Genomic DNA, 15231 nt, shown 5'->3' with positions numbered 1-15231 from the left:
GGAAAAGACCATGATTGATAACCGTACTGCGCCCTGGGCTGCTTTGGTAATGCGTATCGCACTGGGTATTCTGTTTTTAGCTCACTTTGGTTTAAAAGCCTTTGTATTTACTCCGGCTGGTACCGCGAAGTTCTTTATTTCACTGGGCTTACCGGGTGGGCTGGCTTATATCACTATGGCCTGGGAGTTGGTTGGCGCGATGGCATTAATTTTGGGTATCTGGCCCCGTATTGCCGCCGTTGCACTGATTCCGGTGTTACTTGGCGCGATTTTTACCGTGCATGGCCCGGCCGGGTTCTTCTTTACCAACCCTAACGGTGGCTGGGAATTCCCCGGGTTCTGGATAATTGGCCTGATTGTGCTGGCTCTGACTGGCGATGGTGCACTGGCACTGAAACCGACACCATTTGGCCGTAAATAAACCTTTTACTGTAATCAGGAGGTAACCATGCTGGTAGATGGCAAATGGACCACCGAGTGGCATCCGGTTCAGGCAACCGATGAGAAAGGCGGTTTTGTCCGGCAAACCTCCAGTTTCCGCCACTGGGTTACGCCGGACGGTACGCCTGGCGTAACCGGAGACGGGGGATTTAAGGCTGAGGCCGGGCGCTACCACTTATATGTTGCGTATATTTGTCCCTGGGCATCCCGGGTGCTGATGGCGCGTAAACTGAAAGGGCTGGAGTCCGTTATTTCAGTCAGTGTGGTGGAACCACAGCTATTTGACCAGGGCTGGCACTTTGGGCACTTTCCTGGTGCGAACCTTGATGAACTGAATGGGGCTGAGTGGTTACATGAGCTCTATACCCGGGCTGACCCGCATTTTACAGGGCGGGCAACGGTCCCCGTTCTGTGGGATAAGCTTTCCGGTACCATTGTGAATAATGAATCCGCCGATATCCTGCGCATGCTGGACAGCGGCTTTGGTGACCTGGCCAGTAATGCATGGGATTTATATCCGCAACCATTGCGTGAAGAGATAGACAAGCTGAATGCGGTTATCTACCCACGGCTGAATAATGGTGTTTATCGTGCCGGTTTCGCGACGACGCAAGAAAGCTATGAAGACGCATTTAATGATGTTTTCACTATGCTGGAACAGTTGGAGTCACGCCTGAGCGATGGGCGACCATTCTTGTGTGGTACACAACTGACAGAGGCGGATATTCGCCTGTTCGTTACGCTGATTCGTTTTGATGTGGCTTACTACGGGTTGTTTAAATGCAATCTGAAACCGGTGCGTGAATATGCATTCCTCAACCCGTATATGCAGCGGGTACTTGATATTCCGGGGGTGCGCGATACGGTGAACATTGCCCATATCAAACATGGTTATTATTCCATTAAGGCGCTGAATCCACCGGGAATTGTTCCGACAGGGCCAGATATGAGCGCTTATGGGTTGTAAGGAGCCGGACATGACGAAGAAACTGGTGATTTTTCTGCACGGCGTGGGCAGTAGTGGTGCGGATTTGGCTGTGCTCGGGCCGTTATGGCAAGAACGTTTACCCGACACCCACTTCAGCGCTCCAAATGCCCCGCAGGCCTTTGGGCAGGGTGGTGGCTGGCAGTGGTTCAGTCTTAATGGCATTACAGAAGCGAATCGCCCACAACGAATTGTTGAGGCTCGCCCGGAATTCGACCGCACTATTCAGGCTGTTTGCCAGCAACAGGGGGTAGACCCTTCACAGGACAAATTGGCATTTGTGGGTTTTTCTCAGGGTTCGATTATGGCACTGGACGCGCTGGTATCGGGCCGCTGGCCGCTGGCCGCGGTGGTGGCGTTTTCTGGCAGGCTGGCAACGTTTCAGGGAAAACCCGTGGGCAGTGTGCCCACATTGCTGGTACATGGGCAGCGTGACCCGGTCATTCCCTGGCAGGAAAGCCAGCAGGCACAGGAAAAACTAAAGGCGCTGGGTATTCAGGCACAGGTTGCCTGGGATGCCACAGCAGGCCACACGATAACGCAACAAGGTGTTGATAAAGCAGGTGAGTTTCTGGCTAAACACCTTGTGTAATTCGCCTGTTACTGTACCCGAATCCATGTACCATTGGCCGTAACATTGTGACCAAAACCACACTGTCGCGGCCTGTCGGTGGTGACCGTTAACTGGTCTGGCGTGAACTGCAGATGAATATTGCAGTGAATGCTGTAATCACTGTCGGTGTCATTATCGGTGATGTCATCGTCATCATCGCGTAATTTCACCGTCGCGTGGTCGCCCGACAGGGCAACAGTACGCACGAAATGCCCCATATTTGGCCCGTTATACAGGCCCATCAGCCCAAAAGCATACCCTTCAAAATCCACTTTTATTTTGTTATTCCTGGCTCCCGATACTTTGATGCTTTGCCAGATACCCCGCCCGGCGTATTTCCACCACACTCCATCCGGTGAGTCAGGAAAAGGTTCAGCGGCCAGTTTGTCTTTAATTAAAGCCAGGTTTTGCACAGATTCAGGGTAACCAGGGGCAAGCATCAGCCACGCCTTCGCCCGGTGGTAATCTGCCTGCTGTATATAAGTGCGTGCTACCGCATTATAAGCCGCAGCAATCTGGTCATCAGGCAGGTCGCACTGCTCGCTCCAGCTTACCTGTTCTTCAAACGCAGCACGCGCAGCAGCAAACTTATTTGCCGCCCACGCCGCCTTACCATCAGCCGCATAATGACTCACTTTAGCGCAATCAGCAGTAATTCTCGCCTCAGTAATATCGGCCTGCGCACCAGCCGAAACCGTAAGCACCAAAGCGACCAAACATTTAAGATGAAAAGACATAACCCCAGGCTCACACACATTATCGCCCCCACATAATACGGCATTCTGCGTACCAGCCACAGTCAGCAGAGTGCAAAGTTAGGGTTTCAGGCTAAGGCTAAGGGTAAACAAATGTGTTCAGGCGCGTCATTCTTCGCACTACAGGTGTGTTGGCTGCCTCGCTCACACCGGTCACTTACTAATGTAAGCTCCCGGTGACTCGCTGCGTTGCCGCCTTCCTGTAGCACGAATAATTTAGCGCCTGGCGGGGCGTTTTTTGCACTAACAGGTCTGTTGGCTGTCTCGCTCACACCGGTCACTTACTAATGTAAGCTCCCGGTGACTCGCTGCGTTGCCGCCTTCCTGTAGCACGAATAATTTAGCGCCTGGTGCGTCATTCTTCGCACTACAGGTGTGTTGGCTGCCTCGCTCACACCGGTCACTTACTAATGTAAGCTCGAGGCAGATTCGCTGCGTTGGGTGGGGAAAGCTCTCATTCCTGAGGGGGAGGGAAATCAGAACGTTTCCCAGTTATTATCGCTGCCAGCAGGCGGCAAGGCATGAGTTGCTGCGCGTGCAGTGGGTGGGGTGGGGCGGGAGGAAGTCGTTGGGCTCGGCATACCATTAATCCTGAACACATCCACCACCTGGTGGAGCTTGCCTGCCAGCGCTTCCAGTGCCGCTGCAGCGGTAGCAGACTCTTCAACCAGGGAGGCGTTTTGCTGAGTGACTCCATCCATTTGTGCGACGGCCAGGCCAACCTGCTCAATGCCACGGCTTTGCTCGTCTGATGCGGAAGCTATTTCCCCCATAATATCTGTTACCCGGGTAACAGCCTGCACTATATCCTGCATGGTGGAGCCCGCGGTTCTGACCTGACCGGAACCGGTATTCACCCGGGAAACTGCGTTGTCGATAAGCTCCTTAATCTCTTTTGCCGCTTGTGCACTGCGCTGTGCCAGGGTGCGTACTTCTCCGGCAACAACAGCAAAACCGCGGCCTTGTTCTCCTGCCCTCGCTGCTTCAACGGCAGCATTGAGCGCCAGAATATTAGTTTGGAAAGCAATACTGTCAATAACGCTGGTTATATGGGCTATTTGTTGTGAACTGTCGGCAATGGCGCTCATTGTGTGCACGACGGTATTGACCACTTCACCACCTTTGAGTGCCGTCTCCGAGGCCGTTTTCGCTAATTGCGCCGCCTGGCGCGCATTGTCGGTATTCTGTTTAACGGTTGCTGTCAGTTCTTCCATACTGGCCGCAGTTTCCACCAGGGAAGCGGCTTGTTCTTCAGTACGTGAAGACAAATTGTGGCTACCAGAAGAGATTTCACTGGCACCAGTGAAAATAGAGTTTGACGTTTCACGCACCGCGCTAACGGTACGAACCAGCGACCCCTGCATGGCTTTAACCCCGGCAGAAAGTTGCCCCATTTCATTATTGCCAGTTGCGTCGATACTACGTGTCAGATCGCCATCAGCAATGGCGCGGATATGTTCCATTACTTTGCGTAAAGGGTGTAACAAAATAACCTGAAGGCCACGCCACAAAACGACAATAGTGACCACCACCAATAGCAGAATCACGCCCAGCGTCCATTTCATACTGTTATAGCTGTTCAGATTTTCCTGTCCGGCATTTTGTAACAGGCTGGCATTCTGTTTACGCCACTGGTTGTACATCCCTTCCAGCTCATCCTGTGCCTGCTGTGCATCCAGATTTCCATATGCCGGGTAGTTACCTTCTCCCAGATACTGAATGGACATCTTCATTACATCATGCATGGCCTGGTACTTTTGCTCCAGTTGGCTGGCAAGGGTTGTATCCTGCCCACTGATGTTTTGTGACCCTTTGTATTTAGCAAAAGAACCTTCTGCCTGGATCAGTGATTTTGCTGCACTGTCCAGCAACCGTTTCATTCCATCAATGGCAGCCTGGTCTTTTTGGTTCTTCAGAAAACGAATGGCAACCCGGTTAATAGTCACACGGGTTTTGATAAGCGTGAGAATACTGTCAGTAAGTTGTGACTGCTGGTAGTTCAGCACATCTGAGTTTTGAAAGTTATGGCGATCATTATTAACCGCGGAATAAAAAAAACCACTGGTAACCAGCTGTAGTACCGAAAATATCACCAATATTGCAATGATACCGGTTATGACTTTCAGATTTTTTATCATGTCTGTAATCCATTATTGAATATACCAAGAGATAGTGAATTTATCGGTAAGTGCTGCTAAAACTTTATTCGGTAAAAATTACTTAAATAACTAACGTTTTGATTTTTTTGTATATATTAACTGATGTATTTTTTCTTCGTTTTTATATTCATTAATATTTGGTAGGAAAATGCGTATTTTTCTAATGCTTTATTATCAGTGAGTGGGTGTTTTTATTTTTCACCATGAAAAATGAAAGTGCTTTCCTTTATTTTTAAATGGCATTTTCGAATAAAATAGCTTTGTGGTTGCAAAGAGGGTTGGTGGCCTTAACACATGCTGATGTGTTGACGGTTCGCTGTAGTACGATGAAATTTCCCTTATGGGTAAAAATTGACCATTACATGATTAACTATAAAAAAACAATAGGATTATTACCTGTTTATATCGATCAAATCGCATGAATTGATAGGCATTAACACGTATTTAATCGATCAAAAATGTTGTATTAATTGGTTTTACCGATCATTTAAGCAGTGTTAAACAAGGATGTCAGTTATGGAACAATACAATGTAGCACTTGCCCGGTTGGAACAGGTTTCTGTGCCAGGTGGCTCAGCGGCCATCATTGGTGAAACCGGGAAATTATGGGGGATAATGTCAGGAGAACCTCCTGGGCGATATTTACCGGCAGCGTTTTCAAAAGAGCATGCCAATATAAACTGGTTTGAGAATCAACTGAATTTTATTAGCCGGGCTGCCCATGTGTTTAACCACCGAGGGCTGTGTTATCTGTTGCATATGGATTTTGAACAGGCTGCTTACCTGGTATCTTCACCAGAATTGCTGCGTCAACTCTCACTAACACCATTTGTGACGTTAATGGTCAATGAGTCTTTCCCGAATCTGGCTGATGCCCAGGATAACCCGCTATTGAATGCGTTAATGGCGGATGTGCATCTGGGGCTGAGCGATGCCGGTGCTGGTATTATTCCATTTTCTGTTGTGTGTAGCGGGATGTTTGCCGTCACTGTGCTGGCCTCCGCATTTTACCAACAGTACGTCATGTCGCCAGCGTTGGCTGTTGTGGCTGAAAAGATAACGGATTGCGGGAGTATACTGGTGCTCAATGGCGTAGATACACCTCAGTTATGGCAATTAGGGCAAACAATTCCAGAAGCGAAAATGATGGGAAAGTGTTTCGATTGTTCAAAACCTGCAGGCAAGCCACACTGAAGGATTTCTGGTACAGAGTGCCATTATCTTAATGTATTTATTGCATTATTATTCTTCATGCTATTCGGGGGTGAGCATAATCGCACGACACACTTAAAAAAATAGAAACAAAATCAGGTATGGAAAGTACAGCTTCAGGGTAGGCGTATCACTTACTGTGTGCTAGTTTCCTCACAAAAGCAACTGACCTGTTTGCTGAGTGCTGGCTTAAACCCGCCTGGACGCTTCATCTCAAATTATAAGTGAGTTGGCTGTCCTCGCTTATCCCGGTCACTTAACCGTGTAGGCTCCGGGATCCGCTGCGTTGCCGCCTGGCTGCAACTCGAATTATCTTGAGTATAAGAGCATTTCTGTACTGTAAATTGATATGCAAAAAACACCCATTCGTGATTTTGACGCAGAGAGAAAACTCTTTGTCTACAGGGTTTCCATTGCGTTCGCGCTGGTGATCGTCTGTTTTTGTATTCTGATTGTTAACTTATACCGCCTGCAGATTTTGGATAACAGCTACTATAGTGAACGATCCAGCCAGAACGATATAAAACTGCTGCCAATCGCGCCTACTCGCGGGATAATTTATGACCGCAATAACACGCCGCTGGTCAAAAACGTTACCCGATATGATATTCAGCTTACGCCTTACAAAATTAAAGATCTCAAAACCACGATTGCTGAATTAACACCTGTGGTGGGGCTGACACCGGACGATATCGATAACTTCTGGCATACGCTGCACAATAGTAGCCGTTACAAGCCCGTTATCCTGAAAGACGAGTTGTCGGATCAGGCTGTGGCGCGGTTTTCGGTTGAACAATACCGTTTTCCAGGTGTGGGGATTGATACTTACCAGGAACGCCAGTACCCCTGGGGCGCGTCGCTGGCGCATGTTATCGGCTATGTTTCCAAAATTAATGACAATGACCTCAAACGCCTGAGTGAAGAAGGGGAAGCTGAGAATTACGCTGCTGACCACGATATTGGCAAACAGGGTATTGAGAGCTATTACGAATCGCAGCTGCATGGCAAAACGGGTTATCAGGAAGTTGAAGTGGATAATCACGGGCGTATTGTCCGGGTTCTCAAACAGATACCGCCTGTGGCGGGTAAAAATATCTGGCTGACACTCGATCTTCCTTTGCAACAATTTATCGAAAAACAGTTGGTTGGTCAGCGAGCCGCCGTGCTGGTGGAGAACCCTCACGATGGTTCAGTGTTAGCGATGGTCTCAACACCTTCTTATGATCCGAACCCTTTTGTCGAAGGGATTAGTGCCAAAGGTTACGCTGCTTTACTCCATAATCAGGACTTGCCGTTGATAAACCGGGTTACACAAGGGCTTTACCCTCCGGCATCGACAGTCAAACCTTACATGGCGATGTCGGCACTGATTAACCATGTCATCACGCCTGAAACCCATCTGTTCAGTGGATCAAGTTGGGTATTACCGGGCACCAGCCGTCGTTACCGCGACTGGAAAAAATCGGGGCACGGCAATATTACGGTTACACAGGCTATAGAAGAGTCGTCGGATACGTTTTTTTACCAGGTGGCGAACATGATGGGGATCGACATGATCCATAAAATGCTCAGCCAGTTCGGCTATGGTAAATACACGGGGATAGACTTGCATGAAGAGTACCAGGGGTTGCTGCCCAGCCGGGAGTGGAAGCTCAAAGTTCACAAAAAACAGTGGTATCGCGGGGATACTATCTCCGTTGGTATCGGCCAGGGTTACTGGGTTGCCACGCCAATCCAGATGGAAAAAGCGCTGGTAACGCTGTTAAACAACGGGCATGTGATTATTCCTCATTTGATGGCGAAAATGGCGTTGGGGAAAGCCGTGTCTTTCTACCGGGCGCCCAAAGAGCAGCAACAAGTTGGCGACCCTGCATCACCATTCTGGGGCGTGGTTCGCCGGGCCATGTTTGGGATGGCTAATGCCCCTAATGGTACCGGATATAAGTACTTTCATACGGCACCTTACGGCATTGCGGCCAAGAGTGGAACGTCGCAGGTGTTCAGCCTGAAAGAGAACCAGGTTTATAACGCAAAAGCTATCCCACTACGCCTGCGCGATCATGTGTTTTATACCGCGTTTGCGCCTTATAACGACCCACAGGTTGCTGTGACACTTATTCTGGAAAATGGAGGCGATGAAGGTGTAACCGCTGCGCCTATTATGCGTAATATCATGGACTACCTGTTTGCCGGGAAGACGGATGTACCTCCACCCACTCCACCCGGCGATTCTTCTGGCGCTGTTACCCGCCCGGTATCACCGGGAGGCTAGTCAAGCAACAAAGGCGATAACCGCTGCCATACTCGCGGTGTCGCCGCCCACATCACATTACCTTGTATCAGGCCATTGTGAGCCAGAAAAGGGTTAGCCTGACCGCCAGCTTCCAGAATCAGTAGCAAACCGGCCAGTGCGTCCCAGCTATTGAGATGCGCCTCAAAGTACCCGTGCACCTGCCCGGCGGCGACATGGGCGAGCATCAGCGCACCAGCACCAAACCGGCGGTATTCCACTCCCTGGTCGGCCAGGTGTTGTAATGTTTTCAGGTAGCCATCCAAAGAGGTCCGGCTGGAACGGCCAAGGCCAATAACCACCTGTTCCGGGTTGGGTTCTCTCAGGTGCAGAGGATGCCCATTTAATGTGGCACCTTTTCCGGCTTCAGCTACAAAAAACTCGTTGCGGTCAGGTGCATAAATAATACCGAGTACAACCTGTTCGCCTTCAACACAAGCCACGGAAATGCACCAGTAATCCATTCCTGAAATATAGTTTGTGGTGCCATCTATTGGGTCGATTACCCAGGTGCGCCCGTTACCCGTTTGCAACCCGCTTTCTTCACCTAAAAAACCGTCGGTGGGAAAGTGTTGTGCTAACCAGTGCCGTAACTGTTGTTCCACCCAAATATCGGCCTCAGAAACAAAATCTTGCTGGCCTTTACTGTCAATTTTCAAACCCTGGTTACGCAATGCCTGAGCATGCTGCCCGGCGTGTTTAATCAGGGTAAATAACGCCTGTTTTTGATCAGTTGTCATAACGTGTCTGTCTGCTCTGTTACGCAAGGTGAAGTACGGCGATGGACAAGCTCCACCGCCACCGGGATGACCTGAGCAGCACGTTCCGGATGCCTTGCACGTTCACGCAGACAATCCAGCGCTTTTGCTGCCAGTTCATCCACTTGCTGATGAATCGTGGTGAGCTGGTAACTCTCCCATGCGGTCTGGGGGGTGTTATCAAAGCCAATTAAATGAAAATCGGTCGGAGCGTTTTTCCCTTGCTGGCGCATGCTATCCAGAAAACCACAAGCCAGCAGCGCATTGGCACAAAATATACCGGTAGTGGCCTGCGGGCGTAGTAAGTTACTGTGTTGTGCCGCCAAAAAGCCGCCTTCATACCCGTCCTGTGGTGCCTGCAATTCTCTCAGGTATTCTGGCGCGATACCCTGCACGGTAAGTGCATGACGAAACGCCTCGCCACGCACCCGGCCTGCCCAGGTTGAACCCTGGTAGTTAAGCCAGATAAACGACTGGCATCCTGCCGCACAGAGTTGTGATGCTGCCAGCATAGCGCCAGCCTGGTTATCTGAACAGACAACATCCATGGACGGGCCACTCTGTGCCCGGTTAATACCCACTACAGGGATATGGTGCTCAATACACTCCCGCACAATCGATTCCGGGGGTTGCCCTGAGGTCACGACCACGCCCGATACCCGAAATTGCGTGAAACGGCGCAGTGACAGGCCGGTTTCTTGTTCATCAGTAATTTCAGTGACCAGCGCCTGGTATCCCCTGGCCTGAATTGCTGATAACAAGGCATTGACCAGAGTACTGCGAAACGGGTCAGTTAACCGGGCCACCACCACGCCGATTAACTGGCTACGCTGCCGGTTAAGTCCCTGAGCCAGAAAGTTAACCTGATAACCTAACTGGCGTGCCGCGGCTTCCACTCTGGCGCGGGATTGCGGGGAAACACTGCCATTGTTGCTGAGTGCTCTGGAAACCACAGCACGGGAAACTCCCGCCAGGCGGGCAACATCCTGCGCCGTTACTGTAGGTTTATTGGGGTTGGGTGCTTTCACAAGGCCGCCTGTAGCCAGTTTGGTTTCTCCAGGTCGAACAGGGTACCGTCGTTGCTGAGCCGTAAATTCGGGTGAAGTGCGCAGGCCCGGGTAATGGCGGTCCGGTCAGCATCCTGGGTGTGGTACAACACCATCAGGTTTAACGCCAGCTTCTCACATAATGCCAGGCAGGCAGGGTAATCGCCATGGGAAGCATCTGTAGTCAGAGGTTGCCAGGATGCGCATTCCTGAAAAGCCAGCGTACTGCCAGCCATCAGAGACTGGGTGGCGTCTGTTGGCCTGCCATCACCACTGTAAAACAGCACATGGTTATCGGCCTCAATGCGAATGGCCTGGCTTGGAATTTCATGCTGCGCGAAGGCTGTGCGAATCTGCCAGCCACGCCACTTCCATTCCGGCTGGCTGTTCAGGATTTCAATGGGAAAGGTCAGCTCTGTGTGTGGCCAGTTTGCCAGCGCGATTTGGTTAACCAGCACAGTCTGTTGTTCAGACTGGCAATAAATTTGTAGTGGTTTCACGCGCCCGAAACTTTTCCAGTGGTTAAGTAATACCGCAAGGCCCGCGCAGTGATCAGGGTGAATATGCGTGAAAAAAATCACATCAATCGCATTGATATCCACTTTCCGATTCCATAACGCACGCGGAACGGTAGGGCCACAATCAATTAGCCATTGTGCCTGCTGGTTATCAATAATACGAATAGCCGATGTGGTGTGGTGTAAAGAAAATGCGCTGCCACAACCCAGAACATCAATTCTCATTCTGCCTCGCTAAATTTCTTCCCGACTTAATTAAAGTGTCACAAATACACGACAAAGTAGGTTCACATCATGTCGATCCAAGGTTGCATTTTTTTTACAGACAAGTGAACACGTGTTCATTCAGGAAAAAAACAACCGAACTCAGGTTAAAAGGCAATGAGCTATTTACAAATCAGCCAGTTAACTTCCGGATACGGGAGACAGATTATTCTGCGTGACATTGATTTGTCGGTGAATAAAGGCGAAATGCTTGCATTGTTGGGGCCTTCTGGCTGCGGGAAAACCACTTTGCTAAATACCTTATGTGGGTTTATTCCTGCATTGTCTGGTGAGATTTCTGTTGGTGGGCGCAATATTACACTGCTGCCTGCTGAACAACGTAATATCACCATGGTTTTTCAAAGTTATGCGTTATGGCCTCATTTAACCGTGGCGCAAAATATTGGTTTTGGGTTGAAGGTGCGTAAAGTCGGCAAGTCTGAAAGCCAGCGCCGAATAATGGATTTACTCGCCATGGTCAATCTGGAAGGGATGGCGGATAAAAATGTGGCGGCATTATCTGGTGGTCAGCGGCAACGAGTGGCTCTGGCCCGTGCTCTGGCTATTGAACCTGATGTATTAGTGCTGGATGAACCACTTTCAAATCTGGACGCAAAAGTGCGCCTGAGCGTACGCCATGAAATAAAAACATTGCAGGAAAAACTGGGTTTTACCTCGTTAATTGTTACCCACGACCAGGAAGAGGCGCTGGTGATGGCAGACCGGATCGCGGTCATGAACCAGGGGACCATTGAGCAACTCGATACCCCTGAAAACGTGTATCAACACCCGGCAACGGCATTCGTTGCCGACTTTATGGGAGCAGATAACCGGCTGGTCTGGTTATCAGATCAATTGCCTGACTGTGTCAGGCCACAGCCGGAAAGCTGGGAAAGCGAAATTTATTTTCGCAGCACGGATGTCACCATTACCAGTGAACATACTGACCACACCTGTCCCGGGCTGTGCCTGCACGGGGTTGTCGAACAGTCGGCTTTTCTCGGCCACAACTACCGCCATGGTGTGCGGGTCAATAATCAAATGCTGTTTGCTGATGCTCCCAACTGTTGGGCGCAGCAAACCCCGGTAACACTCCATATTCCAGCGCCATCCTTGCACATTTTTGCTCGTGCAATGTAACGGCTTATTGTTCATTAATATTTTGGGGATAATTATGTTTTCCATAAAAAAATTGGCAGTAATGGCGTCACTTTCCTGCGGGCTGCTTACACCCTTAGCCTGGGGGGATACAGTGCTTAATGTGGCAACAGCCGGTGACCAGAACATGGTGGATTACGTGAAAACGTTTTTAGCACCGAAATTCGAAGCAACACATCCTGGCGTTAAAGTGAACGTTATAGGAACAGGGCCGGGAGATGCCGGTTCGAATAAAATTATGGAGAAGCTATCGGCACAGCAGGCGAGTGGCGTAAAACAGTGGGATATGGATGTTGCCGTGGTGCACCAGAAAGCAGGTGGTGAGTTGGTGGAAAAAGGCTTGCTGGCACGTTACCGGGATTCTATTCCTGAAGGCAAAATGGTCAGTGCGCAGAATGCGAAAAATGCATTGGGTGTGAATGTCGATGGCTATGTCATGCCGATGTTTTTGAGCCAGACGGCCATCGCCTGGAATAGTGACCTGGTAAAAAAACCACCAAAAAGTTATAGCGAGTTAGTGCAGTGGGTAGAAAAACACCCGAAAGCCTTTGGGTATAACGGTATCAAAAACGGGATGTCGGGTGTCAGTTTTGTGGTGGGGTGGATCTATGCCTGGGGCGGTACAGATGCCATGCGTCTGTCTGCTGGTCCCTATGATAAAGCCATTGAGCAAAGCTGGGTGCCAGCATTCCAGAAACTTAAAGCCTTTAATCAGAATGTGACATTTACACCGGGTAATGCAGGTACTCTCGACATGCTGAGCCGTGGTGAGATAGCTATGGGCCCAGTGTGGGTGGATATGTTTTATAGCTGGAAAGACCAGGGCAAATTGCCTCCGTCAATTAAACTTTCGCTGTTAGCGCCAGGGATGCCCGGGCAACCAATGTATTATGTCCTGCCTGCTAAAGCTGCACACCCTGAGCTGGCGCGAGATTTTATCAGCCTGGCAACCAGCCCGTCTGTTCAGGCTCAGGGGATTGTGAAGCAATTTAACTGGTATCCGGGGATTGACGCGAAATATGTAAAACCAGAGCTGGATACCGCTACCTGGGAAAAGCTGTTTGCTGAAATTACACCTCAGGCGCTGGCTGAATACGGCAAAAGTTTTCCTATAGCACCTTATTTTGATGACATCAAAGAAGGTTATGAAAGCCAGGTCGCAAATTAATTATTCAGCCCGGGTTGCTCACCCGGGCGTATTTTTGTCATTAATTCTGTAGTCGGACAGCCTGGGATGAGAAATAAAAACATTCAGTTATATCTGTTAGTCGCACCTGCCGCACTAATGATAAGCCTGCTGTTTATCTGGCCGATGGGGGCTTCTCTGGTTACCGCATTCACCGGTAAGCAGGCAGAATTCAGCCTTGAGCCAATGCGTAAAGTCTTTTCGCTCTATTCGCATGATATTGTTTTTTCTGTAGTTATCGTGCTGATTTCTCTGGTGTTACTGGCAGTGATTTCAGTAACAGTTTCCGCAGTAGTTGTGTTATCTCCCTGGCAAAAAGTAGTCCGGTTACTGGGCTTATTGTACCGGTTACCGCTGTTTATTCCCTTTATTGTCACGGCGCAAATGATGCGAACGTTCCTGGCAAAAAATGGATTAATGAACAATGCGCTGGTGGCGACCGGCCTGGCTAACCCACTGGAAACTGTGTCATTTTTAGGGTGGAAAGGCATTATTATTACCTTTGTCTGGAAGCAATTTGCTTTTGTCACGTTATTAGTTGCCGGGGCGATGGCGGCGGTAGATCCGGCGCAAATTCAGGCAGCACGGAATTTGGGCGCGTCCAGAATACGCATTTTATTTACTATTATTCTGCCGCAAGTTCTGCCCACCCTGGGTGTGGCATTGGTGTTGTCCACGGTGATGATGTTGTCTGTGCTTTCTGTCCCTTTAATGATTGGCACCGGTTCCCCCGGCATGTTGACAGTTGATATGGCTTTTCGTGTGAACTCTTATGGTGATTACCCGGTTGCCAGTGCATTGGGTATTGTTTCCTGGGGAATCTGTGCTGTGTTGTCCTGGTTTTATTTACGCTACAGCCTGAAAGAAAAAGGGGGCCAGTAATGGCATCGGCAATGTTACCTGTTCCGGTATCAGTCAAATTACCTCGGCGTATTTTGCAGATGTATAGTGGGCGGTTTTGGCAAACACTGCTGGTTATTTTTCTGGTGTTAGTTCTGCTTGGACCGGTTGTTAATTTACTTATCTGGAGTGTGGCGGAAAGCTGGTTTTTCCCTCATGCACTGCCCAGCCAGTGGGGTTTAAAATACTGGTTTCAGGTATTCAGCCCTTATAGTGATGTTTCTGGTTCATTATTTACCAGCCTCGGAATTGCGCTACTGAGCGTGTTGGTTTGCCTGGTTGTCTCTGTGCCTGCGGGTTATGCCCTGGCTCAACGTACTATGCCGTTACGCCTGGTGTTCATGTTGCTGTTTCTTGTCCCACAGGCATTCCCAAACCTGACTGTGTATATGAACGTTGCCCGCCTGTTTTACCTGTGGGGGCTTAATGGTACGGTACTGGGGGTGGTTCTGGTACACAGTGTGCATGGGTTAATGTATTCCGTCTGGATAAGTGTTGCTGCGTTTTCAGCCACAGACCCATTGCAGGCCAGAGCTGCCCGTAACCTGGGAGCCGGGCCGGTATACACTTTCTTCACCATTATTTTGCCTCAGGCAGCACCCGGGATAATCGCCGCGAGTATCTTTGTTTTTCTGGAATCAATGGATGAATTTACTGGCACTTTTTTTGTTGGTGCGCCGGATATTTCGACATTGCCGATTATGCTTTATACCGCCAGCATGTCTGGTAATTACCAGATATCGTCGATAACCGCGTTAATTCTGTTACTGCCTTCGGTGCTGTTTATGCTGGTCATTCATAAATTTATGCGCCCGGAAATGCTATCCCGTCTGGGGAAATAGCTTGCACCGACGGTGTGCATAGTTTTTATCTGTTTATAAAGGCATAAAAAATATATGGTTAAAATGTTTGCTGTTGAGAATATATCTGGCTGTTTTATAAATAA

The 15231-nt window shown here is 49.4% G+C and carries 14 protein-coding genes; 9 read left to right on the top strand and 5 right to left on the bottom strand.

Annotation, left to right across the window (positions count from 1 at the left end):
• The first annotated feature begins 10 nt into the window (after window positions 1–10).
• The 3 genes from A9B99_RS19070 to A9B99_RS19060 are packed head-to-tail and all read left to right on the top strand — an operon-like array spanning window position 11 to window position 2018.
• Window positions 11–421 carry a DoxX family protein gene (locus tag A9B99_RS19070; protein ID WP_064600342.1) on the top strand — a complete coding sequence of 137 codons (411 nt, stop codon included), beginning with the start codon at window positions 11–13 and terminating at the stop codon, window positions 419–421.
• Window positions 422–448: 27 nt separating this feature from the next.
• A complete protein-coding gene (locus A9B99_RS19065) occupies window positions 449–1408 on the top strand; it encodes a glutathione S-transferase family protein (RefSeq protein WP_064600339.1) in 960 nt (319 codons plus the stop codon).
• A gap of 10 nt (window positions 1409–1418) precedes the next feature.
• On the top strand, window positions 1419–2018 hold the full coding sequence (locus A9B99_RS19060) for an alpha/beta hydrolase (RefSeq protein WP_064600338.1): 600 nt from the start codon (window positions 1419–1421) through the stop codon (window positions 2016–2018).
• Between the two features lie 8 nt (window positions 2019–2026).
• Here A9B99_RS19060 and A9B99_RS19055 read toward each other — a convergent pair whose 3' ends face one another.
• A complete protein-coding gene (locus tag A9B99_RS19055) occupies window positions 2027–2776 on the bottom strand; it encodes a hypothetical protein (protein ID WP_064600336.1) in 750 nt (249 codons plus the stop codon).
• A gap of 494 nt (window positions 2777–3270) precedes the next feature.
• Window positions 3271–4932, bottom strand: a complete 1662-nt coding sequence (gene tcp, locus A9B99_RS19050; RefSeq protein WP_064600335.1) for a methyl-accepting chemotaxis citrate transducer — start codon at window positions 4930–4932, stop codon at window positions 3271–3273.
• Window positions 4933–5469: 537 nt separating this feature from the next.
• On the opposite strand from tcp, the gene A9B99_RS19045 reads away from it, so the two are divergent.
• Window positions 5470–6147 (top strand): hypothetical protein, encoded by a 678-nt coding sequence (locus tag A9B99_RS19045; RefSeq protein WP_064600333.1) that lies wholly within the window; start codon window positions 5470–5472, stop codon window positions 6145–6147.
• A 367-nt stretch (window positions 6148–6514) separates the two neighbouring features.
• Window positions 6515–8437 (top strand): penicillin-binding protein 2, encoded by a 1923-nt coding sequence (gene mrdA, locus A9B99_RS19040; RefSeq protein ID WP_064600331.1) that lies wholly within the window; start codon window positions 6515–6517, stop codon window positions 8435–8437.
• Here mrdA and A9B99_RS19035 read toward each other — a convergent pair.
• Genes A9B99_RS19035 through A9B99_RS19025 form a run of 3 tightly spaced genes read right to left on the bottom strand, consistent with a single transcriptional unit; the run spans window position 8434 to window position 11002 of the window.
• On the bottom strand, window positions 8434–9195 hold the full coding sequence (locus A9B99_RS19035; protein ID WP_064600329.1) for an inositol monophosphatase family protein: 762 nt from the start codon (window positions 9193–9195) through the stop codon (window positions 8434–8436). The two genes, mrdA and A9B99_RS19035, sit on opposite strands and share 4 nt — an antisense overlap.
• The gene (locus tag A9B99_RS19030) at window positions 9192–10241 is read right to left on the bottom strand and encodes a LacI family DNA-binding transcriptional regulator (RefSeq protein ID WP_064600327.1); all 1050 of its coding nucleotides are present in this window, start codon (window positions 10239–10241) and stop codon (window positions 9192–9194) included. Before A9B99_RS19030 ends, A9B99_RS19035 begins: the two co-directional genes overlap by 4 nt.
• A complete protein-coding gene (locus tag A9B99_RS19025; protein WP_064600325.1) occupies window positions 10238–11002 on the bottom strand; it encodes an MBL fold metallo-hydrolase in 765 nt (254 codons plus the stop codon). The genes A9B99_RS19030 and A9B99_RS19025 overlap by 4 nt, the downstream gene beginning before the upstream one ends.
• 156 nt (window positions 11003–11158) lie before the next feature.
• Here A9B99_RS19025 and A9B99_RS19020 point away from each other — a divergent pair, with 156 nt between their 5' ends.
• From A9B99_RS19020 to A9B99_RS19005, 4 genes are all read left to right on the top strand, one after another.
• Window positions 11159–12181: an ABC transporter ATP-binding protein gene (locus A9B99_RS19020; protein WP_064600323.1), complete on the top strand. Its 1023-nt coding sequence runs from the start codon at window positions 11159–11161 to the stop codon at window positions 12179–12181.
• A gap of 61 nt (window positions 12182–12242) precedes the next feature.
• The gene (locus tag A9B99_RS19015) at window positions 12243–13367 is read left to right on the top strand and encodes an ABC transporter substrate-binding protein (protein WP_369937221.1); all 1125 of its coding nucleotides are present in this window, start codon (window positions 12243–12245) and stop codon (window positions 13365–13367) included.
• Window positions 13368–13433: 66 nt separating this feature from the next.
• Window positions 13434–14267 carry an ABC transporter permease gene (locus A9B99_RS19010; protein ID WP_064600319.1) on the top strand — a complete coding sequence of 278 codons (834 nt, stop codon included), beginning with the start codon at window positions 13434–13436 and terminating at the stop codon, window positions 14265–14267.
• A gap of 59 nt (window positions 14268–14326) precedes the next feature.
• A complete protein-coding gene (locus A9B99_RS19005) occupies window positions 14327–15127 on the top strand; it encodes an ABC transporter permease (RefSeq protein ID WP_064600720.1) in 801 nt (266 codons plus the stop codon).
• Window positions 15128–15231 lie beyond the last annotated feature (104 nt).

The organism is Mangrovibacter phragmitis, from assembly GCF_001655675.1.
GTDB classification, from domain to species: domain Bacteria; phylum Pseudomonadota; class Gammaproteobacteria; order Enterobacterales; family Enterobacteriaceae; genus Mangrovibacter; species Mangrovibacter phragmitis.
Note: the sequence above shows the minus strand (reverse complement) of the source record. Positions and strands in the feature narration are given on the sequence as shown.